21 protein-coding genes are annotated in these 24,295 nt (G+C 61.1%); 16 read left to right on the forward strand and 5 right to left on the reverse strand.

What is annotated here, in order from left to right:
* Window positions 1-3 precede the first annotated feature (3 nt).
* Genes KKO72_RS11125 through KKO72_RS11140 form a run of 4 tightly spaced genes read left to right on the forward strand, consistent with a single transcriptional unit; the run spans window position 4 to window position 3,542 of the window.
* Window positions 4-933 carry a branched-chain amino acid ABC transporter permease gene (locus KKO72_RS11125; protein WP_214938227.1) on the forward strand — a complete coding sequence of 310 codons (930 nt, stop codon included), beginning with the start codon at window positions 4-6 and terminating at the stop codon, window positions 931-933.
* An 11-nt stretch (window positions 934-944) separates the two neighbouring features.
* A complete protein-coding gene (locus tag KKO72_RS11130) occupies window positions 945-2,027 on the forward strand; it encodes an ABC transporter ATP-binding protein (RefSeq protein ID WP_180131789.1) in 1,083 nt (360 codons plus the stop codon).
* A gap of 26 nt (window positions 2,028-2,053) precedes the next feature.
* A complete protein-coding gene (locus tag KKO72_RS11135) occupies window positions 2,054-2,824 on the forward strand; it encodes an ABC transporter ATP-binding protein (protein ID WP_078363757.1) in 771 nt (256 codons plus the stop codon).
* Window position 2,825: 1 nt separating this feature from the next.
* On the forward strand, window positions 2,826-3,542 hold the full coding sequence (locus tag KKO72_RS11140) for an ABC transporter ATP-binding protein (protein ID WP_078363756.1): 717 nt from the start codon (window positions 2,826-2,828) through the stop codon (window positions 3,540-3,542).
* A gap of 67 nt (window positions 3,543-3,609) precedes the next feature.
* Here KKO72_RS11140 and KKO72_RS11145 read toward each other — a convergent pair whose 3' ends face one another.
* Window positions 3,610-5,052 carry an 8-oxoguanine deaminase gene (locus KKO72_RS11145; RefSeq protein WP_214938229.1) on the reverse strand — a complete coding sequence of 481 codons (1,443 nt, stop codon included), beginning with the start codon at window positions 5,050-5,052 and terminating at the stop codon, window positions 3,610-3,612.
* Between the two features lie 181 nt (window positions 5,053-5,233).
* Here KKO72_RS11145 and KKO72_RS11150 point away from each other — a divergent pair, with 181 nt between their 5' ends.
* On the forward strand, window positions 5,234-5,857 hold the full coding sequence (locus tag KKO72_RS11150; RefSeq protein ID WP_078363754.1) for a Crp/Fnr family transcriptional regulator: 624 nt from the start codon (window positions 5,234-5,236) through the stop codon (window positions 5,855-5,857).
* A 78-nt stretch (window positions 5,858-5,935) separates the two neighbouring features.
* Here the strand turns inward: KKO72_RS11150 and xdhB are convergent, their stop codons facing one another.
* Both xdhB and xdhA read right to left on the reverse strand, forming a co-directional pair.
* On the reverse strand, window positions 5,936-8,254 hold the full coding sequence (gene xdhB, locus KKO72_RS11155) for a xanthine dehydrogenase molybdopterin binding subunit (RefSeq protein ID WP_214938231.1): 2,319 nt from the start codon (window positions 8,252-8,254) through the stop codon (window positions 5,936-5,938).
* Window positions 8,251-9,717 carry a xanthine dehydrogenase small subunit gene (gene xdhA, locus KKO72_RS11160; RefSeq protein ID WP_214938232.1) on the reverse strand — a complete coding sequence of 489 codons (1,467 nt, stop codon included), beginning with the start codon at window positions 9,715-9,717 and terminating at the stop codon, window positions 8,251-8,253. Before xdhA ends, xdhB begins: the two co-directional genes overlap by 4 nt.
* Before the next feature lie 209 nt (window positions 9,718-9,926).
* Between xdhA and KKO72_RS11165 the strand changes: the two genes are divergently transcribed.
* The 5 genes from KKO72_RS11165 (at window position 9,927) to KKO72_RS11185 (ending at window position 15,900) form a co-directional block, all read left to right on the forward strand.
* A complete protein-coding gene (locus KKO72_RS11165) occupies window positions 9,927-11,504 on the forward strand; it encodes an ABC transporter ATP-binding protein (RefSeq protein ID WP_214938234.1) in 1,578 nt (525 codons plus the stop codon).
* Entirely contained in the window at window positions 11,491-12,564 is a 1,074-nt protein-coding gene (locus KKO72_RS11170; protein ID WP_214938237.1) for an ABC transporter permease, read from the forward strand. Before KKO72_RS11165 ends, KKO72_RS11170 begins: the two co-directional genes overlap by 14 nt.
* Window positions 12,564-13,484 carry an ABC transporter permease gene (locus KKO72_RS11175; protein ID WP_214938239.1) on the forward strand — a complete coding sequence of 307 codons (921 nt, stop codon included), beginning with the start codon at window positions 12,564-12,566 and terminating at the stop codon, window positions 13,482-13,484. Before KKO72_RS11170 ends, KKO72_RS11175 begins: the two co-directional genes overlap by 1 nt.
* 80 nt (window positions 13,485-13,564) lie before the next feature.
* On the forward strand, window positions 13,565-14,731 hold the full coding sequence (locus KKO72_RS11180; protein WP_214938241.1) for a BMP family ABC transporter substrate-binding protein: 1,167 nt from the start codon (window positions 13,565-13,567) through the stop codon (window positions 14,729-14,731).
* A 128-nt stretch (window positions 14,732-14,859) separates the two neighbouring features.
* Window positions 14,860-15,900, forward strand: a complete 1,041-nt coding sequence (locus KKO72_RS11185) for an adenosine deaminase (protein WP_214938243.1) — start codon at window positions 14,860-14,862, stop codon at window positions 15,898-15,900.
* A gap of 57 nt (window positions 15,901-15,957) precedes the next feature.
* Here the strand turns inward: KKO72_RS11185 and KKO72_RS11190 are convergent, their stop codons facing one another.
* Window positions 15,958-16,503 carry a VUT family protein gene (locus KKO72_RS11190; protein WP_251140595.1) on the reverse strand — a complete coding sequence of 182 codons (546 nt, stop codon included), beginning with the start codon at window positions 16,501-16,503 and terminating at the stop codon, window positions 15,958-15,960.
* 77 nt (window positions 16,504-16,580) lie between these two features.
* On the opposite strand from KKO72_RS11190, the gene guaD reads away from it, so the two are divergent.
* The 5 genes from guaD to KKO72_RS11215 all read left to right on the forward strand — a co-directional run bounded on the left by guaD (window position 16,581) and on the right by KKO72_RS11215 (window position 22,110).
* Complete coding sequence (guaD, locus tag KKO72_RS11195) at window positions 16,581-17,903, forward strand: guanine deaminase (RefSeq protein ID WP_214938245.1); 1,323 nt, start codon at window positions 16,581-16,583, stop codon at window positions 17,901-17,903.
* Between the two features lie 126 nt (window positions 17,904-18,029).
* Window positions 18,030-18,710 (forward strand): helix-turn-helix domain-containing protein, encoded by a 681-nt coding sequence (locus tag KKO72_RS11200; RefSeq protein ID WP_214938247.1) that lies wholly within the window; start codon window positions 18,030-18,032, stop codon window positions 18,708-18,710.
* A gap of 86 nt (window positions 18,711-18,796) precedes the next feature.
* Window positions 18,797-19,675: a DMT family transporter gene (locus KKO72_RS11205; RefSeq protein ID WP_251140596.1), complete on the forward strand. Its 879-nt coding sequence runs from the start codon at window positions 18,797-18,799 to the stop codon at window positions 19,673-19,675.
* 193 nt (window positions 19,676-19,868) lie between these two features.
* Entirely contained in the window at window positions 19,869-20,441 is a 573-nt protein-coding gene (dcd, locus tag KKO72_RS11210) for a dCTP deaminase (RefSeq protein WP_214938251.1), read from the forward strand.
* A 226-nt stretch (window positions 20,442-20,667) separates the two neighbouring features.
* The gene (locus KKO72_RS11215; protein ID WP_251140597.1) at window positions 20,668-22,110 is read left to right on the forward strand and encodes a DEAD/DEAH box helicase; all 1,443 of its coding nucleotides are present in this window, start codon (window positions 20,668-20,670) and stop codon (window positions 22,108-22,110) included.
* Window positions 22,111-22,116: 6 nt separating this feature from the next.
* On the opposite strand, the gene KKO72_RS11220 is transcribed toward KKO72_RS11215, so the two are convergent.
* Entirely contained in the window at window positions 22,117-22,965 is an 849-nt protein-coding gene (locus KKO72_RS11220; protein WP_214938255.1) for a symmetrical bis(5'-nucleosyl)-tetraphosphatase, read from the reverse strand.
* A gap of 24 nt (window positions 22,966-22,989) precedes the next feature.
* Between KKO72_RS11220 and KKO72_RS11225 the strand changes: the two genes are divergently transcribed.
* Window positions 22,990-24,288: a hemolysin family protein gene (locus KKO72_RS11225; RefSeq protein ID WP_214938257.1), complete on the forward strand. Its 1,299-nt coding sequence runs from the start codon at window positions 22,990-22,992 to the stop codon at window positions 24,286-24,288.
* Window positions 24,289-24,295: the final 7 nt, after the last annotated feature.

Raw genomic sequence — 24,295 nt, forward strand, 5'->3', positions numbered from 1 at the left:
TTTATGGAAACCTTGATACAGCAGATCATCAATGGTCTGGTGTTGGGCAGCATGTATGCCTTGGTGGCGTTGGGCTACACCATGGTGTACGGCATCATCGGATTGATCAATTTTGCCCATGGCGAGGTGTTGATGGTGGGGGCACTTACCAGCTGGAGCATCATCGGTTTGATGCAGGACGCGATGCCCGGTACCCCCGGCTGGCTAATCTTGCTGGTGTCGATGTTGATTGCTGCGGTGGTCGCTGCGGTCTTGAACTTTTCGATTGAAAAACTGGCGTATCGTCCCTTGCGCAACAGCCCCCGGCTGGCGCCGCTGATCACCGCCATTGGTATGTCGCTGTTGCTGCAGACCCTGGCCATGATCATCTGGAAACCCAATTACAAACCCTACCCGAACCTGCTGCCGATGGTGCCTTATGAAATTGGCGGCGCGGTGATCACCCTCACGCAGGTGCTGATTTTGGGTGTGACAGCGATCTCTCTGGCGGTGCTGATGTGGTTGGTGAACTACACCCGGCTCGGTCGCGCCATGCGGGCCACGGCGGAAAACCCACGGGTAGCCGCTCTGATGGGTGTCAAACCCGACTTTGTGATCTCGGCCACTTTTGTGATCGGTGCGGTGCTGGCCGCGATTGCCGGGGTGATGTGGGCTGCCAACTACGGCACAGTGCAGCACACCATGGGCTTTTTGCCGGGTCTGAAGGCCTTCACAGCGGCGGTGTTTGGTGGCATTGGCAACCTGGCTGGTGCTGTGGTCGGTGGTATTGCGCTGGGCCTGATCGAGTCGCTGGGTGCCGGTTACATCGGTGCCCTCACCGGTGGTGTGCTGGGTAGCCACTATTCCGACATTTTTGCGTTCATTGTGTTGATCATTGTGCTGACGTTGCGGCCCTCCGGCCTGCTGGGCGAGCGCGTGGCTGACCGCGCTTGAGGAGACGGGTCATGAAACAGAAACAAATCATCGTTTTCCTGCTGGCGGCCGTGGGCCTGCTGGTCACCCCCCTGATCCTGCAGGGCTTTGGCAACGCCTGGGTGCGGATTGCCGACATGGCGCTGCTGTATGTGCTGCTGGCGCTGGGTCTGAACATTGTGGTTGGTTACGCCGGTCTGCTGGACTTGGGGTATGTGGCGTTTTTTGCCATTGGCGCCTACATGTACGCGCTGCTGGCCTCGCCGCATTTGACCGAAAACTTCCCGGCCATTGCGGCCATGTTCCCGAACGGCTTGCACATGCCGATCTGGGTCATCATCCCGGCGGCTGCGGGTTTGGCGGCGCTGTTCGGCGTCTTGCTGGGTGCGCCCACCTTGCGTTTGCGTGGTGACTACCTGGCCATCGTGACCCTGGGTTTTGGTGAAATCATCCGCGTGTTCATGAACAACTTGGACCACCCAGTCAACATCACCAACGGCCCCAAAGGCATGGGCGAGATCGACTCACTCACGTTTTTTGGCATGAGTTTTGGCAAACGCATCGACATTTTTGGGTACGACATCTCATCGGTGACGCTCTACTACTACCTGTTCCTGGTGCTGGTGGTGTTCAGTGTGCTGATCTCGCACCGCCTACAACTGTCGCGTGTCGGCCGGGCCTGGATGGCGATCCGTGAAGATGAAATTGCCGCCAAGGCGATGGGCATCAACACCCGCAACCTGAAGCTGCTGGCTTTCGGCATGGGCGCCACCTTTGGTGGTGTCTCGGGTGCCATGTTTGCCTCGTTCCAGGGCTTCATTTCGCCCGAGTCCTTCAGCCTGATGGAGTCGGTGATGATTGTGGCGATGGTGGTGCTCGGTGGCATTGGCCACTTGCCCGGTGTGATCCTGGGTGCTGTGGCCTTGTCGGCCATGCCTGAAGTTTTGCGTTATGTGGCCGGGCCCTTGCAAAGCATGACCGGTGGTCGGCTCGATGCCTCCATCCTGCGCCAGCTGCTGATTGCATTGGCCATGATCAGCATCATGCTGCTGCGCCCACGTGGCCTGTGGCCCGCGCCAGAGCATGGCAAATCACTGACCAGCACCAAGCCCTGAGCGGTGTCTCAAAGGAATCGACGACTATGACAGATACAGTTCTCAACGTCTCGGGTGTGTCCAAGCGTTTTGGTGGCCTGCAGGCCCTCAGCGATGTGGGCATCCAGATCAAACGCGGCCAGGTGTACGGCCTGATTGGCCCCAATGGTGCCGGTAAAACCACGTTTTTTAATGTGCTCACCGGTTTGTACACGCCAGATACCGGCACGTTTGAGCTGGCAGGCAAACCCTACCAGCCCACCGCGGTGCACGAGGTGGCCAAAGCCGGCATTGCCCGCACCTTCCAGAACATCCGTTTGTTTGCCGAAATGACGGCTCTGGAAAACGTCATGGTGGGGCGCCATGTGCGCACCCATTCCGGCTTGCTGGGGGCGGTTTTTCGCACGCCGGGTTTCAAGGCCGAAGAAGCCGCCATCACCCAGCGTTCGCATGAGCTGCTGGACTATGTGGGCATTGGCAAACTGGCCGATTTCAAGGCCCGCACCCTGAGCTACGGTGACCAACGCCGCCTGGAAATTGCCCGCGCCCTGGCTACCGACCCGCAGCTGATTGCGCTGGACGAACCCGCTGCGGGCATGAACAGCACCGAAAAGGTGTTGCTGCGTGAGCTGATCGACAAAATCCGCAACGACAACCGCACCATTCTGCTCATCGAGCATGATGTGAAGCTGGTGATGGGCCTGTGTGACCGGGTGACTGTGCTGGACTACGGCAAGCAGTTGGTCGAAGGGACACCCGCCGAAGTGCAACGTAATGAAAAAGTGATTGAAGCCTATTTGGGCACGGGTGGCCACTGATATGACAAAAACTCTTCTGAAAGTAAAAGGCCTCAAAGTGGCTTACGGCGGCATCCAGGCCGTCAAAGGTGTGGACTTTGAAGTGCGCGAGGGCGAACTGGTGTCGCTGATCGGCTCCAACGGTGCGGGTAAAACCACCACCATGAAGGCCATCACCGGCTCGCTGCCGATCAACGACGGTGACATCGAGTACCTGGGCAAGAGCATCCGTGGTCAAGGGCCGTGGGATCTGGTGAAACAAGGCCTGGCCATGGTGCCCGAAGGTCGCGGGATTTTCACGCGCATGACCATCCTGGAAAACCTGCAGATGGGCGCCTACATCCGCAACGACAAGCCTGAGATCCAGATGGACATCGAGAAGGTGTTTGGCATCTTCCCGCGCCTGAAAGAGCGCAAGGACCAGCTCGCTGGCACGCTCAGCGGGGGTGAACAACAGATGCTGGCGATGGGCCGTGCGCTGATCAGCCGCCCCAAGGTGTTGTTGCTCGATGAGCCGTCAATGGGTCTGTCACCCATCATGGTCGACAAGATCTTTGAGGTGGTGCGTGATGTGTACGCCCAGGGCGTGACGGTGCTGCTGGTGGAGCAGAACGCCAGTCGCGCACTGGCTCTGGCGAATCGCGGCTACGTGATGGACTCCGGCCTGATCACCATGACCGGTGAGGGCAAGACCATGCTCAAAGACCCCAAGGTGCGCGCCGCCTACCTGGGCGAATAGTTCAAGCCTTTTATGCTTCTAGCCCTTATGCAAAAATGGCTGGTAGCTGCATAAAACGCAGCACGTCTCAGTGCACCAAATTGGCTAGCTGGCGGGCCAATCGGTTGTGCCTCTCAACCAACGGGCCCAGTTCCAGCGTGCTGAGTTGCCCTTTTCGCACCACAACGGTGCCGTTGACGACGGTGTAAGCCGCTTGTGGGCTGGCGCACAACAACAGTGCGCCGACCGGGTCATACACCGCCGCACCGGCAAATGCCAGCGTCTCCAGATCAAACAAGGCCAGATCGGCACACATGCCGACCGCCAGGTGGCCAATGTCGGGCCGTCCCAGCACCTGCGCGCCACCGCGTGTAGCGATGGTCAGCGCATCACGCGCGGTCATCTCGGCTGGCCCCAGATCACAGCCAAAAAAAGTGCGCTGTGAACCGTCCGCCTGGGTCCGTGTTTCTGGCGGCAACATGGCCCGGCCCACACGGGCCAGCAACAGGGCCTGGCGTGCTTCGTTGACCATGTGGGCGGCGTCGTTGCTGGCGCTGCCATCCACTCCCAGGCCGACCGGTACACCGGCATTGAGCATCTTGCGGATCGGCGCAATGCCCGAGCCCAGGCGCATGTTGCTGCACGGGCAGTGCGCCACCCCGGTGCGCGTGGCTGCAAACAGGCTGATGCCAGCCTCATCGAGCTTGACGCAGTGGGCATGCCAGACATCGGGGCCGAGCCAGCCCAGGTCTTGTGCGTACTGTGCGGGGGTGCAATTGAATTTTTCGCGACTGTAGGCCAGGTCGTGGTCGTTCTCGGCCAGATGGGTGTGCAGGCGTACCTGGTAGTTGCGTGCCAACAGGGCCGACTGGCGCATCAGATCTTGACTTACGCTGAAGGGTGAACACGGTGCCACCGCCACATTCACCATCGCACCATGACGTGGGTCATGCCAGGTCTCGATCAGGCGTTGGGTGTCTTTGAGGATGAACGCCTCGTTCTCGACCACGGCATCGGGCGGCAAACCCCCTTGCGACTGGCCCACACTCATGCTGCCCCGGCTGGCGACAAAACGCATGCCGATGGCCTGGGCGGCCTCAATGCTGTCATCCAGCCGCACCCCATTGGGGTAGATGTAGAGGTGGTCGCTGCTGGTGGTGCAGCCGCTCAGCAGCAGCTCGGCCATCGCGATCTGGGTGCTGACCCGCACCATTTCGGGTGTCAGCCCGGCCCAGATCGGGTACAGGCCACGCAACCAGCCAAACAACTCGGCGTTTTGCACCTCAGGAATAGCCCGGGTGAGGCTCTGGGTCATGTGGTGGTGGGTGTTGATCAGGCCGGGCGTCACCAGATGGCCACGCGCGTTGATCACCTCGTCGGCCGTGTTTGGCAGCTGTGCCGCAGGTCCGATGGCCTCGATGGTGTTGCCACGGATGAACACCGAGGCGTCCCTCAACTCGCGCGCGGCCAGGGGATCGGCGTTGTCAAAGGTGGCGATGCAGTGGGCGTTGTGGATCAGCAGGGTCTGCATGGTCGTCGGAATCGGTGGTGTTCGAAGGGGGCATGTTCGCATCAATGGCCTGGTCCCGATACCGGGCAAAGCGGGCAGAAGCCCGATGTTGTAGGTGAAGATGTGGTTGTTTCGCGTCAAAACAGGCCTTGTTTGATCTATCTCAAGGTTGTCAACTTGGGATTACGGCACAGTCACTCCCATGTTCTCAGTACACACCATCAATCCGCAGGCGCAAATGCGCACCCTTAACCGTGGTCAAGTCCTGCTGCGCCGCGGGTTTGAGGCGGATCAAGTTTGTTACATCGAGTCCGGCCGCGTGGCGCTGGGTGTCATGGGCGCTGAGGAGATGGAACACCAGATTGGTGTGTTGGAGGGCCCGTGCTGGCTCGACGCCAGCTCGGTGGTGCTGGGTTTGCCACATCTGGTGGATGCGGTGGCGGACACCCCCTTGCAACTGTGCTCGGTTGCCACCACAGATTTCAAAAAAGCCATTGCCGACATGCATGGTTCTGCCCAGGCGGTGCTGACCGATGTGGCGATGGCGCACCGTCGCCAGACCGAATTTGCGATGAGCCGTCTGGCCAAAGATGCCGAAGCACGTTGCGCCGAATGGCTGCTGAGCCATGCCCGTTTTGGTGCCAAGGGTGATTTGGCGGTGGAGCTGCAGCAGCGCAAACGCAGCATTGCCGCGCAGCTCGGTATTGCGCCAGAGACTTTCTCGCGGGTGTTGCGCACCCTGCGTGAAAAACGCCTGATCAGCGGTTCGGGCCGGGTGTTGAACCTGGTCAACCCGAGTGCATTGCGCTCTCTCGCCGGTTTCTGAGTCCCTCCCCAAACTATCCAAACGCCGCTTCTGCGGCGTTTTTCGTTTCTGACAGGTCCGTGCACCCAGGCTGGCCATTCAGCGCGCCTGTGTCAGGGCTTTGAGCAGTTTTTCCGGTGTCGCCGGTGCGTTGAGCTGCACCACCTCGCCATCATCCCGCGCACGCGCCACCGCGTCGCGCAGCGCCTCAAACACACTGATGGCGAGCATGAAGGGTGGTTCCCCCACGGCTTTGGAGCCACCGACGTTGTCCTCGGTGTTGGGCGCGTCCCACAAATCGACCTTGAAATGGGCGGGGATGTCACCCGCGGTCGGGATCTTGTAGGTGCTGGGGGCGTGGGTGGTTAACAAACCCTTGTCATTCCAGACCAGCTCTTCGGTGGTGAGCCAGCCCATGCCCTGCACAAATCCCCCTTCGATCTGGCCCACGTCCAGCCCGGGGTTGATGGAGCGACCGACGTCGTGCAGGATGTCGACACGCATCACCTTGTTCTCGCCAGTCAGGGTGTCGATGGCGACTTCGGTACACGCCGCGCCATACGCAAAGTAATAAAACGGCCGACCACTCAGCGTGGTTTTGTCGTAATGGATCTTGGGCGTGCGGTAAAAACCATCGCTCCAGAGCTGGATGCGGTTGGCATAGGCAAGCTGCACCACCGCATCGAACGTGCGCGTGGTCTTGGGGGTGAACACCTGGCCGCCCTGGAAGGTGACCGCACCGGCGCCCACACCGTCGAGCCCGCCGACAAAAGCCGCCAAGTTGTCACGCACATGGCGCGCCGCAAACTGGGCCGCGCGGCCATTGAGGTCGGTACCGGCCGAGGCCGCAGTGGCCGAGGCGTTGGGGATTTTGCTGGTGTCACTCGCCGTGGCCAGCACCTTGGCCAGCGGCACACCCAGTTCGTCGGCCACGATCTGTGCCACCTTGGTGTTGAGGCCCTGGCCCATCTCGACCCCGCCGTGGTTGACCTGCACACTGCCGTCCAGGTACACATGCACCAGCGCACCAGCCTGGTTGAACAGCGTGGCGGTGAAGCTGATACCAAATTTGATCGGTGTCAGGGCGATGCCACGCTTGAGCGTCTGCTGCTGCTTGTTCCATGCGGAAATGGCTTCCAGCCTTTGTTGGTATTGGGCTGACTGCTCCAGTGTTGAGAGCAAGGGCTGCAGGATATTGCCTTCCACCTGCATGCCGTAGTGGGTGGTGTCGCGGCGCAGGCCGGGCTCGGCAGGGTTGAGCGGCTCATCGCTGTAGAGGTTGCACAAGCGCACGGTTAATGGGTCGAGCCCGAGCTGGCGCGCGATGTCGCCCAGAATCGTTTCGGTCACGATCATGCCCTGCGGCCCGCCAAAACCACGAAACGCGGTGTGGCTTTGGGTGTGGAGCTTGAGCCGGTAGGAGGTGATGGCCACATCCTGCAGGTAATAGGCGTTGTCGGCGTGGAAGATCGCGCGGTCGGCCACCGGGCCGGACAGATCGGCGCTGAAACCACAGTGTGCAGCCATCATCAGTTTGAGGCCACACAGGCGGCCGGTGTCATCAAACCCCACGGTGTACTGGTAACTGAACGGGTGGCGTTTGCCGGTGATCAGAAAGTCGTCGTCGCGGTCCAGCCGCAACTTGACCGGGCGTTTCACCTTGGCGGCGGCCACCGCCGCCCACACTGCCAGATGGCCGGCCTGGGTTTCCTTGCCACCAAATCCGCCACCGAGTCGGCGGCATTCAACCCGCACCGCGTGGTTGTCCAGCCCCAGCGCATGCGCCGCCCAGTGCTGTACCTCGCCCGGGTGCTGGCTGCTGCTGTAGATTAACCACTGGTTTTGCTCCTGCGGCAGCGCGTAGGCGATCTGGCCTTCCAGGTAAAAGTGTTCTTGGCCACCGACTTCGAGCATGCCCGAGAGTTGGTGCGGCGCACGGGCCAGCGCCGCCTCGGCGTCACCTCGGGCCACCGTCACGGGTGGCAACACATAACTTTTAGCGGCCAGAGCGTCGGGGACCGTAAGGATCGCGGGCAGCGGTGTGATGTCGAGCTTGACCAGCCGCGCAGCACGTCGGGCCAGCATCACGTCATTGGCTACGACCAGGCCAATCACCTGGCCAATGTGCTGGACGGTGTCACGGGCGAACACCGGCTCGTCCCCGGCAAAGGCTGCCAGCATGGGGTCGCCCGGCACATCACTTGCCAAAACAATAGCAACTACCCCAGGCAAGGCAAGGGCTGCAGCCGTATGGATCTCATTGATCCTGCCGTGCGCCACGGTGGATAGGATGGGCGCCGCGTACAAGGTGCCGCGTAACTCGGGCAGGTCGTCGATGTAGGGGGCGGCGCCGGCGATTTGTGCACGGGCACTTTCGTGGGCCACGGTGTGGCCGATGCTCTGGGTGGTGGTGCTCATAGACCCTCCAGCGTCAGATCGGCCAGCGTCACAAGGGTTTGCCTCTGGCTCTCCAACCAGAAGCGCTGCATCAGGTTGCCCAGCACCTGTCGGCGGTAGTCGCTGCTGGCGCGCATGTCGGAGATCGGCTGGAACTCCTGGCGCAGCGTGGCGGTAGCGGTTTCTACCGTGGCTGCGGTCCAGGCTTGGTCGCTCAGTGCGGCTTCGGTCTGAAATGCGCGCACCGGTGTGGCAGCCACGCCGCCAACGCCGATGGAGGCTTGGCTCACAACACCGTCCTGTACCTGCAGCCGAATCGCGAGGCAGACCGCAGAAATATCGTCCTCCTGGCGTTTGGAGATTTTGTAGACCCGCAGCAGTTCACCGGGCTCGGGCTTGGGCACGATGATCTGCGTCAGCAGTTCGTCGCTTGCCATCACATTCTGGCGATAGCCGGTGTAGAGCGCCTCCAGCGCCAGCTCGCGGCTGCCACGCACACTGGCCAGTTGCACACGCGCCTGCAGCGCAATCAGCAGCGGCATCGAGTCCCCAATCGGTGAGCCATTGGCCACATTGCCACCGAGCGTGCCCGAGTTGCGCACGGGCGCCCCGGCAAAACGATTGGCAAAAGCAGAGAGAGCAGGGCGGTCCTGGACCAGCGCGGCAAAAGCGTCGGTCAGCGTCACCGCCGCGCCGATGCGCAGGTGGGTGTCGTCGGTGCTGATCTGGCGCAACTCGGCCACCCGGGTCACATCGAGCACCTGGGCAAAGTCCTTGTGCAACTTGTTGATCCACAAGCCCACATCGGTGCAACCCGCGACGATCTGCGCCTGCGGGTGGGCTGCACGTAGGGTCAACAACTCAGCCAGTGTGGTGGGCGATTTATAAGAAAAATCGGCCTCCAGCCCTTTGGGTACATGGGCTATTTGCTCCAGTTTTAAGAGTATTTCAGCCTCGTCGAGGGTGACCCGGGGCAGCGTCTGCATCTGCTGTGCGGCATCCAGAATCGGCCGGTAACCGGTGCAGCGGCACAGGTTGCCCGACAGCGCCTCCTGGGCACCCTCGCGGTTCACAGGTTTGCCCTGGCAAACCTGGTTCTGGTACAGGCCAAACAGGCTCATGGCAAACCCCGGTGTACAAAAGCCGCATTGGCTGGCGTGTTGGTTGAGCAGCGCCTGTTGCACCGGGTGCAAGCTGCCGTCGGCAGCACTCAGGTCCTGCGCGGTCCACAGCGCCAGACCGTGGATCGAATGCGCCAGGCGGATGCAGCTGTTGACCGCGCTGTAGTGCAGGTGGTCGCCACGTTGTTCACCGATCACCACGGTGCAGGCGCCGCAATCCCCTTCGTTACAGCCTTCTTTGGTGGCGGTCAGGCCCAGGTCGTCGCGCAACAGTTGCAGCAGGGTGCGGGTCGGTGGCACCTCGCGCAAGTGAATGATCTGACCACGGTGCACAAAGGAAAGCTCGGGATGGGGCATAAACATGGGGCCACAAGGCGGCGGTTGGTGTCAGGTAAAAGAGCGTTTTTAGCAGGTTTGGAGCAAGATCCTTGCCAAGGGTGGCATTGTCCTTGCTTTGAATTGATTGTTGCTTTGGGCGCTGAGTGGCCCGGTTTATTCAATACACTTCCGTCCAAAATCATTTTCCGCCCACCTTTGCTCGGTTTTCTGAAACACATCTTGCGCGTCCGTCCATGACCACTCCCCGACTCCAACTCAGCGGCATCACCAAGCGTTACCCCAGCGTGGTGGCCAACAGTGAAGTCAATCTGGTGGTGCTTCCCGGCGAAACCCATGCGGTGCTTGGTGAAAACGGCGCTGGCAAATCGACCCTGATGAAGATCATCTATGGCTCGGTCAAGCCCGACGAGGGTTCGGTGCTGTTCAATGGCCAGCCGGTGCACATCAAAAATCCGCAGGAGGCGCGGGCCCTGGGCATCAGCATGGTGTTCCAGCATTTCAGCTTGTTTGACACCATCACCGTGGCAGAAAACGTCTGGCTGGGTTTGAGCAAGACACTGAGTCTGGCGGAAGTGACCCGCAATATCGAGGTCAAGGCCGCTGAGTACGGGCTGGATATCGACCCGACGCGCCCGGTGCACACCCTGAGTGTGGGTGAGATGCAGCGGGTGGAGATCATCCGTGCGCTGCTGACCAACCCGCAGTTGCTGATTCTGGATGAGCCGACCTCGGTGCTCACACCACAGGCGGTCGACAAGTTATTTGTGGTGCTCAAGAAACTGGCTAGCGAGGGCTGCAGCATCCTCTACATCAGCCACAAGCTGCATGAAATCCGCGAACTCTGCAATGCCTGCACCGTGTTGCGCGGTGGCAAGGTCACCGGTGTCTGCAACCCGGCGCAGGAAAGCAATGCCTCCCTGTCCAAGCTGATGATCGGCGCCGAGCCGCCGCAGCTGACGCACCGGGCGCAAGACCCCGGCCCGAGTGTGCTGCGGGTCAGCAACCTGACGCTGGCGCGTGAGGACCAGTTTGGCGTCGACCTGGAAGCGGTGTCCTTTGAAGTGCGTGCCGGTGAGGTGGTGGGTATTGCCGGTGTCTCTGGCAACGGTCAGAAAGAACTGTTGTGCGCCTTGTCGGGTGAAGACACCCGCGCCAAACCCGGCAGTGTGCGCATGGGCCGCATCGATGTAGCGGCGATGCACCCGGGGCGCCGGCGCAAACTGGGCCTGCATTTTGTGCCCGAGGAGCGCCTGGGCCGTGGCGCGGTGCCGACCTTGCCCTTGGCACACAACCTGTTGCTGACACGCCAGGAGGCGATCGCCTACCCGCGTTTTTTGGGGGGCTGGGTGCGGCTCAGCCAGCTGGAGGCGCAGGCGGACGACATCATCAACCGCTTCAAGGTCAAGGCCGGTGGGCCGCGCTCGCTGGCGCGTTCACTCTCGGGCGGCAATTTGCAGAAATTCATTGTCGGGCGCGAGATTGACGCCAAACCCAAGCTGTTCATCGTCTCGCAGCCGACCTGGGGTGTGGATGTGGGCGCTGCTGCACAGATTCGGGGTGAGATTCTGGCGATGCGAGACGCTGGTTGTGCGGTGCTGGTGGTGAGTGAAGAGCTCGATGAGTTGTTTGAGGTGTGTGACCGGCTGCATGTGATTGCGCGTGGCCAGTTGTCGCCCTCGGTGCCGGTGGCGCAGGCCACGGTTGAAAAGATTGGGGAATGGATGAGTGGGTTGTGGGATGTGGAGGTGCAGGCGCATCTGGCCGAGATGTCGGGTGTGGTGGTGCAGGAGGCGGGTCATGCTGAAGCTTGAAGCGCGTCCCGAGCCGTCCAAAATCTGGACCTTTGCCTCGCCTTTGCTGGCGCTGGTGATCACGGTGCTCATTGGTACGCTGATGTTTGTGGCTTTGGGCAAAGACCCGGTCAAAGGGCTGCAGATGTTTTTCTGGCTGCCCATCAGCAGCGCCTACGCCTGGGGTGAACTGCTGGTCAAGGCCACACCCCTGCTGATCATTGCGCTGGGGCTGGCCGTGTGTTTCCGCTCGAACGTCTGGAACATCGGTGCCGAGGGCCAGTACATCATCGGTGCCATTTTTGCCTCGGGTGTGGCGCTGCTGGCTGAGCCGGGCACCAGTGCCTGGATCGTGCTGCCGATCCTGATCGCCGGGGTGCTGGGTGGCATGGTCTGGGCTGGCATCACTGCCTTGTTGCGTGACCGCTTCCATGCCAACGAGATTCTGGTGAGCCTGATGCTGGTCTATGTGGCGGTGCAGCTGTTGAGTTACCTGGTGGGCGGGCCTTGGAAAGACCCGATGGGTTTCAACTTTCCGCAAAGCAAGACCTTTGAGGCAGTGACCCACATTCCGAGGCTGTTTGCGGGCTCACGCGTGAGCATCGGGGTGTTTTTTGCCTTGCTGGGTGTGACTGTGTTGTGGGTGTTCCTGTTTCGCACCCGTGCCGGGTTTTCGCTGCAGGTGGGTGGGCTGGCACCAGCGGCGGCGCGTTACGCGGGCTTTTCGTCGCGCAAGGCCTTGTGGACGGCGCTGCTGATCTCGGGCGGGGCGGCCGGGCTGGCCGGGGCGTTGGAGGTGGCCGGGCCGATCGGTCAGCTGACCATTTATGTGCCTGCGGGTTACGGGTTTGCCGCCATCATCGTCGCCTTTGTCGGGCGCCTGCACCCGGTCGGCATGGTGTTCTCGGCCTTGTTGATGAGCATGTTTTACATTGGGGGTGAGCTGGCGCAGTCGCGTCTGGGGCTGACCAAATCCCTTACCGGTGTGTTCCAGGGCCTGCTGCTGTTCAGCCTGTTGGCCTGCGACACCCTGATGAACTACCGCCTGGTGTGGCAAAAGCAAAAGAACAGGAGTGAGTGATGGAGTCTTACGCGCTGCTGTTGGCAGCCACATTAAATGCGGGCACGGTGCTGGCCATTGCCTCGCTGGGGCTGTTGATCAACGAGAAGGTGGGCATCGTCAACCTCGGGGCCGAAGGCATGATGTTGTGTGCCGCCATCGCCGGTTTCGCCACGGTGGTCAGCACCGGGTCGGACTGGTTGGGTTTTGCCGCAGGCATGGTCGTGGGTGGCGCGCTGGCGGCGGTGTTTGGCCTGCTGGTGATCTGGCTCAATACCAACCAGTACGCCACCGGCTTGGCGCTCACCTTGTTTGGCACCGGCTTCTCCGCCTTTGTAGGCACCAGTTTTGTGCAGGCCAGGATTCCCGAACGTGCGTCGTTCGCTGTGCCCTACCTGTCAGACATCCCGCTGGTTGGCCCGGCGCTGTTTCGCCACCATCCTTTGGTGTACCTGACGGTGTTGTTTGCGCTGGCCTTGATCTGGTTCCTGTACCGCACCCGCAGCGGCCTGATTGTGCGCAGCGTGGGTGAAAGCCCCGAGTCGGCCCATGCGCTGGGTTACCCGGTGCGTCGTATCCGTCTGGCAGCGGTGGTGGTGGGTGGCGCGCTGTGTGGGCTAGCTGGCGCCTACATCTCGGTGATCTACACGCCGCTGTGGGTCGAAGGCATGGTGGCGGGCAAAGGCTGGATTGCGCTGGCCTTGACCACCTTTGCCACTTGGCGCCCGGCACGGGTATTGCTTGGTGCTTACTTGTTTGGTGGTGTGACGATGTTGCAGTTCCACCTGCAGGGCACCGGGGTCGATATTGCTAGCCAGTTCCTGAGCATGTTGCCGTATCTGGCAACCATTCTTGTGTTGGCGCTGATTTCGCGCAACCCGCAGTGGATCCGCATCAACATGCCAGCCAGCATTGGCAAGCCCTTTTATCCCGGCGCCTGAGCCTTGACGAATCGGTTTGCGCTGGGCTCATAATCACTGTTTTCTTCAACCCGTCGTTACCCCTTTGATAAGGATTCAACATGACTGATCTGCAAAAACGTACGCTGCTCAAGGTGGCTGCGCTGACCGCCGTGGCTTCTGCCGCGCTGGTAGGCTGTGGCAAAAAAGAGGAACCGGCTCCTGCGCCAGCAGCCGCTCCAGAACCGGCAGCGTCCGCACCCGCACCAGCCAAGCCTGAACCACTGAAAATTGGTTTTGCCTATGTCGGCCCGGTGGGTGACGGCGGCTGGAGCTTTGCCCACGACAACGGCCGTAAGGCCCTGGAAGCGGCCATGGGTGACAAGATCGTCACCACGTTTGTGGAAAACGTGCCCGAGTCCGCCGATGCCGAACGTGTCATCCGCGACATGGCTGGGCAAGGCAACAAGCTGATTTTTGGCACCACCTTTGGTTACATGGAGCCAATGGTCAAGATTGCGGCCGACATCAAGGACGTGAAGTTTGAACACGCCACCGGCTACAAACAAGGTGAAAACCTGCGCACCTATGACAGCCGCACCTACGAAGGCGCCTACATGGCCGGTGTGATTGCCGGCAAGATGACCAAGAGCAATACCCTGGGTGTGGTGGCTTCGGTGCCGATCCCGGAAGTCATCCGCAACATCAACAGCTTCACACTCGGAGCCCAAAGCAGCAACCCCAAGATCAAGACCAAGGTGGTCTGGGTGAACACCTGGTTTGACCCACCGAAAGAAACCGAAGCGGCCACCAGCCTGATCAATGGCGGCGCCGACGTGTTGTTCCAGAACACCGACTCAGCGGCTGTCTTGAAAACCGCTGAAGCCAAAGGCAAACGCGCCTTCGGCTGGGATTCCGACATGACCGCTTATGGTCCGAAGGCCCACTTGGCATCTTCTGTCATCAACTGGGGTCCGTACTACATCAAGGCCACCCAGGAAGTGCTGGACGGCACCTGGAAGGGTGGCGGTCACAGCTGGTGGGGTGTGAAGGAAGGCGCGATCGATATCGTCTCCATCGCTGAAGACGTGCCTGCTGAGACCAAGACCAAGGTCGAAGAAGTCAAGAAGGGTCTGGCTGACGGTTCCTTCGTGATCTGGAAAGGTCCTCTGAAAGACAGCGCTGGCAAGGAAGTGCTGGCCAAGGATGCTGTGGCAGACGACAAGTTCCTCAGCGGCATCAACTTCTACGTCAAGGGTGTGGAAGGCAAAGTGCCGGGCGCCAAGTAAACTATGGTGTTCCCACCCAAAAAAGCCGCCTGAGGGCGGCTTTTTTGTTCACTGACTGGCCGCTTGCGGGCGGTCTTGATGTTGCCCTGGCTCACGCCTTGGCCAAACCACCTATGAAACGGATTGCCATGAACACCGTCAAACCCATTCCCGCCCACCGACTGTCCGACTTGCTGCGGGTGTTGCCCAAGGCCGAGTTGCACATGCACATCGAAGGCTCGCTTGAGCCCGAGCTGATGTTTGCGTTGGCGGCCCGTAATGGCTTGAGCCTGCCTTATGCCGATGTGGCTGCACTCAAACGGGCCTATGTGTTTGGCAACCTGCAGGAGTTTCTGGACGTGTACCACGCAGGTACCCAGGTGCTGCGCACCGAGCAGGACTTCTACGACATGACCTGGGCTTACCTGGAGCGTGCGGCGGCGGATCATGTGGTGCATACCGAAATCTTCTTTGACACCCAGACCCACACCGGCCACGGTGTGGACACCGACACCGTGATCAACGGCCTGCACCGCGCCTGTGTGGATGCTCGGTCCAAATTGGGCATCAGCGCCGGGTTGATCCTGTGTTTCTTGCGCCATCTGAGCCAGGCCGAGGCTTTTGAGGCGCTGGAACAGGCCACGCCACAGCTCGACAAGTTGTTGGGTGTGGGGTTGGCCTCCAGCGAACTGGGTCATCCGCCTGAAAAGTTCACCGAGGTGTTTGCCAAAGCGCGCAAGCTGGGCCTGCGCTTGGTTGCCCATGCAGGCGAAGAAGGGCCACCAGCCTATATCTGGAGCGCTCTGGATGCGCTTAAAGTTGAACGTATTGACCATGGCGTGCAAGCTACGAGAGACCCGGCGCTGGTGGCGCGGCTGGTGCGTGAGCAGATTCCGCTCACGGTGTGCCCGCTGTCCAACCTGAAACTGTGTGTGTTCCCGACGCTGGCGCAGCACAACCTGGGTGCGATGCTGCAGGCCGGTCTGGTGGCCACAGTCAACTCGGATGACCCGGCGTATTTTGGTGGTTACATCAATGAGAACTTCACCCAGACCTTTGCGGCATTGGGCCTGAGCTCGCAGCACGCTTATCAGCTGGCAAGCAACAGTTTTGAGGCGAGTTTCATCGATGCATCAGCCAAACGGGCCTATCAAGACCAGTTGGCTGAGCTGTTTGAAACCTTTGAATGAGGGGTGTGTGAAGGGAAAACCGGCAACTTGCGGGTTGCCGGTCGGGTGGCCAGGTGCTTAGCGCACCGGCACCCACAGCTGCAGGCGCGGCAGCATCACGCGGTAGGGCGCCAGCAGCACCGCGGCCATGAGCCACTTGATGCTCAGGTCGCCAGCGGCCAGCATCAGCCAGTTCATGTCGGAGCCCGCAAACGCCAGAAAGAAGAAGATGCCGGTGTCGACCACCGATGCCACGGCCGAGCCAATCAGCGGTGCTTTCCACCACGATCCGGCGCGCAGGCGGTTGAAGGCCACGATGTCGAGCAGCTGGCCCACAATGAAGGCCGCACCGGAGGCCACGGCAATACGCCACGGCGCCAGGGCAAACGACACAACTACCGCAATCGCAAAACCGGCCCAGGCCACACGGCGGGCTGCCGCATTGCCGACCGCTCGGTTGGTCAAATCGGTCACCAGAAAGGCCACCGGGAAGGTGAAGGCGCCCCAGGTCAACCAGTCGTTGAGCGGGAACTGCACCAGGTAATTGGACGAAACGATCACCACCAGCATGGCCAAAATCGGCCGCCAGAGGGTCAGAAGAGGGGTAGTGGGCTGGGAATTCATCCCGCGATTATCGCAGTTGGCCCCCAAGGCCGCCTGCTGGCGACGATTTCCGGACAAATTAGGTAAGCTCAGCGCCTATGAAAGCTTACCGTGCCGCCCTTCTTTATTTCAAGCCAGAGGCCGATCCGCGCCAGTGTGTGGTCTATGAGCCCGACGGCCTGCTGGTGGTGGGGCCCAACGCCAGTGGCACCCAGGTGGTGCTGGCTCTGGGACCGTATGACGCGTTGCAAGCCGACTACGCGCGGCTGCCGGTGCAACACTGGCCGGGGCGCATCATCGCGCCGGGTTTTGTCGACCTGCACAGCCACTACCCGCAAACCAATGTGATTGCCTCACCCGCCGATGGCTTGCTGCCGTGGCTGGAGGATTACACCTTTCCTGAAGAAAATCGCTTCTCAGCCACCGAATACTGTGCGCAGGCAGCTCAGTTTTTTGTAGCGGAAATGTTGCGCAACGGGGTCACTACCGCGCTCACCTTTGCCACCTCACACCCGGCCTCGGTCAACGCTTTGTTTGTGGAGGCACAAGCTCAGCATTTGCGTTGGATGACCGGCCTCTGCCTGATGGACCGCCATGCGCCGTCCAGCTTGCTGAACCAGCCATCCATGCCCGGCCGCGTCGACGCCACTGAGCAAAGCCTGATCGACTCCGAAGAGCTGCTGCAGCGCTGGCATGGTGTGGATCGCCTGGGTTATGCGATCACGCCACGTTTTGCTCCCACCAGCACCGACGCCCAGCTGCGTGGTGCGGGGGAGTTGGCAGCACGTTACCCGGACGTCTGGATCCAGTCCCATGTGGCTGAGAACAAAGATGAAATCGCCTGGGCGCGTGCGCTGTTTCCGGCCTCCAGCAGCTACCTGGCCACTTACGCCGACTTTGGCCTGCTGCGCCAGCGTTCGGTGTACGCCCACTGCATCCACTTTGACGATGCCGACCGGGCCCTGATGCGCGACAGCGGTGCGGCAGCGGCGGTCTGCCCGACCAGCAACCTCTTTTTGGCCAGCGGCTTTTTTGACTACGCCGGCGCCGACCGTGTGGGTTTCAAGTACGGCCTGGCCAATGACGTGGGTGGCGGCACCAGCTTCAGCCCGTTTCACACCATGCTGGCGGCCTATTACGTGGGGCGCGAGGGGCGGGGTAAAACCGGCCTGTCGCTGTCGCCCCAGCAACTCTGGTGGCAACACACCGCAGGTGCGGCGCAGGCGTTGGGCTTGGAGGGTGTGGTGGGCAATCTGTTGCCGGGTTGTGAGGCAGACTTTGTGCTGCTCAACCCGCAAGCCACGCCCTTGCTGGCGCGGCGCACGGCACAAGCGGCCACGCTCGATGAGCTGCTGTTTTCGATGATCGTGCTGGGTGATGACCGGCTCGTGGAGCGCACCGTGATTTCACAAGCAGTTTGAGCCTCTGGCCCTTTTGCAACAAGCGCTTCTTGCTACTTAAGTCGTAGTCAATCATGCCACCCCTCACACCCCGTCCCGCCTGGTTTGCCTTGGTTTGCGGCTGGGTTGTGATGTTGTTGTCTGCCTATGCAAGTCAATCCAGCCCGCTTTGATGGCGTGAGCAGTGGTGTGCGTCGTTACAACGGCGAGTACCAGAGCCACGCGCATGACCATGTGCAGATCATGTTTGGCTTGCAGGGGCGCATGGAGCTGGATGTGGCTGGCCACAGTGCTTTTGCCGATGCTTCCTGTGGTTTGCTGATTCCTGCGGGCGTGTCCCACGGCTTTCTGGCTGGCCCGGACACCCGGATGTTTGTGATTGAACTTCCCGCACAAGAGGATCTGGGTCGCGCACGCAGTTTTGCGGTCACTGCCGCTTGCCGTGAGAGTGTGGTCTGGGGTGATGCCCGCGTGCAACTGGCCCAGGTACTGCAGGCGCCGCGCATTCTGGCGCGCCGTGGCATCGATCTCGCGCAGCTGGATGCTGCGCTGACCAAGGCCTTGTTCGAGTCCTGGAGTACACAGCGCATGGCCGCGCTGTTTTTCCTGAGCCCACAGCGTTTTCATGCGCGCCTGCTGGAACTCACCGGGCAGACGCCACAGGACTACCTGCGGCGTCTGCGCCTGGATGCGGCAGAGCGCCTGCTGCGCCTGGGCCTGGCGCTGGAAACGGCCGCTTTGCAGGTCGGCTACCGCTCCGCCAGTGCCTTGAGTTATGCCCTCAAACGAGACCGCCAACTCGGTGCCCGCGTTCTGCGCCAAGCCTGACCACAGGTCAAGAGGATCTCGCAAGTTGGTACGCCACCCGGCGGCACCATGTGGCCATGAAACATCCAACATTTGCCGGAATTGCCATGGCACTTTGCGCCGCTGCCCTGTGGGGCACCACCGGCACCGCACAAACCTTTGTCTCGGCCCAGGCGTCGCCCTATTGGATTGGTGCCTTGCGGCTGGCCATTGGCAGTGTCTTCTTCGCCGCCTGTCTGCTTGTTGGTCGCGCGGGTCATTTTGCTGGTGGTCAGGGCTTGCGAACCGTCTGGCGCTGGGCGCTGCTGGCAGGCACGGCCGTCGCGATCTATAACCTGAGTTTTTTTGCCGGTGTCAAGGCCACCGGGGTGGCGGTGGGCACCGGGGTGGCCATTGGCAGCGGTCCGGTGTGGGTGGGCCTGTTGGAGGCCTTGTTCAACAGAAAAGCGCCGCGTCCGGTGTGGTGGCTCGGAACCGCCTTGGCGGTGGCCGGCATCAGTTTCATGATGATGGCCGGTGGCGCCGACGCCCAGGTGAATGTGACGGGTTTGGGGCTCTGTTTGCTGGCAGGTTTGTCGTACGCCAGTTACACCATCGTCTCCAAACATCTGGTGGGGCTGACGACGCCGACCATGGCGACGTTTTTGGTGTTCTCCGTGGCGGCGGTGATGGCCGTGCCGGTGGCGGCGCTGGTGTCGCCACCCTGGGTGAACTCGGCCGCCACTTGGTGGATGGTGACTTACCTGGGCGTGGTGGTCACCGGTGTGGCGTATTTGTTGTTCAGCCACGCCTTGCGCCGGGTGTCGGCAGCCACCTGTGTGACCTTGACGCTGGCCGAGCCGGTGACAGCTTTTGTGCTGGCGATTGTGGTGGTGGGTGAACAACCAGGCACCCTGGCCTACGGCGGTCTGGCGCTGGTGTTGCTGGGCCTGTTGTGTGTGGTGTGGGGCGAAACCAGGCCACAAGCTGCGGGTAATTTGCCGTGAAGCCTGCGGGTTGTCGCGCACAGCGGATGATGGTATGACAAGCCTTTTGGGCCTCTAGCCCTTTTATATCAAGGGCTGAAAGCTATATTATTGATAGTTTTCTCTGTTGATGTGCGACACTTGTGCTACCGACCCTTTGGCCGCGCCCGGTGCCTGCTTACAATCCGCTACCCCTTCCGGAGACTGACTTCCCATGAGCATCAAAAGCGACAAATGGATCCGCCGCATGGCAGAGCAACACGGCATGATTGAGCCGTTCGAGCCCGGCCAGATCCGCCAGCGTGACGGCAACAAAATCATCAGCTACGGCACCAGCAGCTATGGCTACGACATCCGCTGCGCGCCCGAGTTCAAGGTGTTCACCAACATCCACAGCACGGTGGTTGACCCGAAAAACTTCGACGAGAAGAGTTTTGTCGACTTCAACGACGACGTCTGCATCATCCCGCCCAACAGCTTTGCACTGGCGCGCACCATGGAGTACTTCCGTATTCCGCGCAATGTGCTGACGATTTGCCTGGGCAAAAGCACCTACGCACGCTGCGGCATCATCGTCAACGTGACCCCGTTCGAACCCGAATGGGAAGGTTATGTGACGCTGGAGTTCTCCAACACCACACCGCTGCCCGCCAAGATTTACGCCGGTGAAGGCTGCGCCCAGGTGCTGTTTTTCGAGAGCGACAAGGACGACGTCTGCGAAACCAGCTACAAGGACCGTGGCGGCAAATACCAGGGTCAACGCGGCGTGACCTTGCCCAAGGCCTGAGGGCGCAGCGGCCCTGCCGATGGTGAGCAGCGTGACTCACGCGGGGCGTTCGTTTAGCCCGGCCTTTGGCCGCTTGCCAGCAGAATGGAAGGCTTGGGCGATAATGAGGGTTTGCTCCAGTTCGTGGGGCTGCACCAGCTATCGGATGGGTAGCAACTGACACTGGCTCTGAATGACCGACCTGACTCCTGATCTTTCGAACGAATTAACCGCCGACACGCTCCCGATGGCGTTTGCACAGCTGCAATTGTCGGCACCTCTGGCCCGCGCTGTGGCCGAGATGGGCTACGAGTCCATGACCCCGATCCAGGCGCAAGCCATTCCCGTGGTTCTGCAAGGCCGCGACGTGATGGGTGCGGCCCAGACCGGCACTGGCAAAACCGCAGCCTTTGCGCTGCCGTTGTTGCAACGCATGCTCAAGCATGAAAACGCCTCGACCTCACCCGCGCGCCACCCGGTGCGTGCGCTGGTGCTGTTGCCGACGCGTGAACTGGCTGACCAAGTGGCCGAGCAGGTCCGGCTGTATGGCAAATACACCAACCTGCGCAGCACCGTGGTGTTTGGTGGCATCGACATGAAGCCGCAAACCGCCGAGCTCAAAAAAGGCGTGGAGGTGCTGGTGGCCACCCCGGGGCGCTTGCTGGACCACATCGAAGCCAAGAACTGTGTGTTGAACCAGGTGGAGTATGTGGTGCTGGACGAGGCCGACCGCATGCTCGACATCGGTTTCCTGCCTGATCTGCAACGTATCCTGAGCTACCTGCCCAAACAACGCACCACCTTGCTGTTCTCGGCCACCTTCTCGCCCGAGATCAAGCGCCTAGCCAACAGCTACCTGCAAGACCCGGTGACGATCGAGGTGGCGCGCTCCAATGCCACCGCCTCCACGGTGGAGCAACACTTCTACAGCGTGGGGGATGACGACAAACGCCACGCCTTACACCAGATTCTCAAGCAGCGTGAGCTCAAACAGGCTTTTGTGTTTGTCAACAGCAAACTTGGTTGCGCCCGTCTGGCGCGTTCGCTGGAGCGTGAAGGCCTCAAAACCACCGCACTGCACGGCGACAAGAGCCAGGACGAGCGCCTCAAGGCGCTGGAGTCCTTCAAATCAGGCGAGGTCGACCTGCTGGTGTGTACCGACGTGGCCGCACGCGGGCTCGACATCAAGGATGTGCCCGCGGTGTTCAACTTCGACATCCCGTTCCACGCCGAAGACTATGTGCACCGCATTGGCCGTACCGGTCGTGCTGGCCAGTCCGGTCTGGCGGTGAACTTTGTCTCCAAGAGTGACGCGCGCTTGATTGCCGACATCGAAAAACTGCTCAAGACCAAGATTGAGCTGGAAGCCATCGAGTTCGAGGAAGACCTGCCCGATATCCGCAAGCAGGGCCACATCAACGATGGTCGGCGTCTGTACAAACAAGAGAGCGAGACGTCCGGACGTGATGCTTATGTGGCGCGTGCGCCGCGTGAACCACGCAGCGACTACAAGCCTAGAGCGCGCGCTGCCGCACCGGCCGATCCCTTCTTTGACAAACCGTATGAGCCGTCCTTGCCGCCCGAAGCCGCTCCCCCGTGGGAAGCTGCAGCAGCGCGGCCCGGAGTGCGCACCATTTCCGGCAACATCCGCTCCAAACGCAAGGTCGCGGCGCTGTTCACCCCGGTTTAACCGGGCTCAGTCTCCGGGGCGTTGCGCTTGCGGGCAAGGCACCTGGATCAGTTCATGGGCGGCCTGACGGCTCTCGCCGAGCTTGAGGGCGCTGAGCGCACCACCCCAGACACAGCCGGTGTCCAGTGACAAGACATCTGTGCGGCCCAGCCAACCCAGGGTCGACCAGTGGCCAAACGCCACACACGCATCGGCAGTCTGGCGGCCCGGCACCTCAAACCAGGGCAAATAGCCGGCTGGTGCCGCAGCCGGGCCGTCGGTGACAGAGAACTCCATCTCGCCCTGTGGCGTACAAAAACGCAGCCGTGTCAGCGCATTGACGATGACACGCAGCCGCTCAACGCCGGTTAGTGCATCACTCCAGCCAGCGGGTGTGTTGCCATACATCTGGTGCAGGAATTCTGGCAGCCCGGCGCTGCACAACACGCTTTCCACTTCGCTCGCGAGTGCCATGGTTTTTGTAGCACTCCAGCCAGGCAGGATACCGGCGTGGACCATCAAATACTCTGAACCTTGGTGCTGCAGCTGGATCGCCAGGCGCTGCTGGCGCAGCCAATCGAGCAGGGCGGTCCGGTCTGGTGCGTTCAGCACACCCTCCAGGGTGTCCTTGCGTCCCGGTTTGCGGGCGCCGTGTGCCGCCGCCAGCAGATGCAGGTCGTGGTTGCCCAGGAGGCACTGCGCAGACTGGCCGTAAGCCATCAGTCGGCGCAATACGCCAGCAGAGTCCGGCCCCCTGTTGACCAGGTCGCCCAGAAGGTAGATCGTGTCGCGGCTGGGTGAGAAAGAAATGGTGTCGAGCAGGTGTTGCAGAGCGCTATCGCAGCCCTGCACATCACCAATCAGGTAAAGTGCCATGGTCTTGATTGTCGTTTGTACCGCATGGAATTTTTGCTGATTGTTTTTCTGACCCTGCTCAATGGTGTGTTTGCCATGTCTGAGCTGGCCCTGGCGGCGAGCCGCAAATCGCGCCTGAGCGCGATGGCTGAAGGGGGAGACAAGGGCGCGCAGGCCTCGCTGACGCTGCTGGCCAACCCCAACCAGTTTCTCTCCACCGTACAGGTGGGCATCACCTCGATCGGTGTGCTCAACGGCATTGTGGGTGAGGCTGCGTTCAGCGATGGGTTGGCGCACTGGTTACACACGCTGGGTGTGGCGGAAAAAGCGGCCGCCTTGTCGGCCACTGCGCTGGTGGTGACACTGATCACCTTTACCACCATCATTTTTGGGGAACTGGTGCCCAAACGGATTGGCCAGCTTTACCCGGAGTTGGTGTCACGTTGGGTGTCCCGGCCGATGTTGTGGCTGGCACGGGCGGCGGGGCCGTTTGTGAAACTGCTGTCGGGGTCGACCGCTGCCGTCTTGCGGCTGCTGCGCATCGACACCAACACCTCGCGCGCCATGACCGAAGAGGAAATCACTGCGAGCCTGGAAGAAGGGGTGGATGCCGGTGTGATCGAAGAACATGAGCACCAGATGGTGCAAAACGTGTTCAGCCTGGACGACCGGCCACTGACCTCGCTGATGGTGCCCAGTGCTGAGGTGGACTGGCTCGACGCCAGCATGACGGTGGCCTTGAGTCTGCAGAAAGTGGGCGCTGATGGGGCAGAAAAGTCGCACTCCTGGTACCCGGTGTGCCGGGGTTCCCTCGACGATGTCATTGGCAAGATCAGCGTGGCGCGCTTGCTCGAACTCGGGGCCAACAGCTCGGGGACGCTGGCAGACTATGTCACCCCCGCCGTGTTTGTGCCAGAAACCCTCAGCGGCATGGAGCTGTTGGAGCAGTTTCGCGCCAAGGTGGGGCGCCTGGTGCTGGTGGTGGATGAGTACGGCGTGGTGCAGGGGCTGCTGACACCCTACGACCTGCTCGAAGCCATCACCGGCGAGTTGCAACCCGGTCTACAGGCCGATGCCTGGGCCACCCAGCGGGAAGATGGCAGCTGGTTGCTCGACGGCATGATGCCGGTGAATGAACTCAAGGCCCGGCTCGATATTGATGACCTGCCCGACGAGGATCGGGGCCGTTACAACACCGTGGCTGGTTTATTGATGGCGGTGAGTGGCCATTTGCCATCCATCGGCGAAAAAATCGTGTGTGACAACTGGTTGTTTGAGGTGATGGACCTGGATGGCAAACGCATTGACAAGGTACTGGCAAGCTTGCTGCCCAGCGCAGAGTAAGCCGCCC

This window comes from Rhodoferax sp. U11-2br (assembly GCF_018619435.1).
Taxonomy (GTDB): Bacteria; Pseudomonadota; Gammaproteobacteria; order Burkholderiales; family Burkholderiaceae_C; genus Rhodoferax.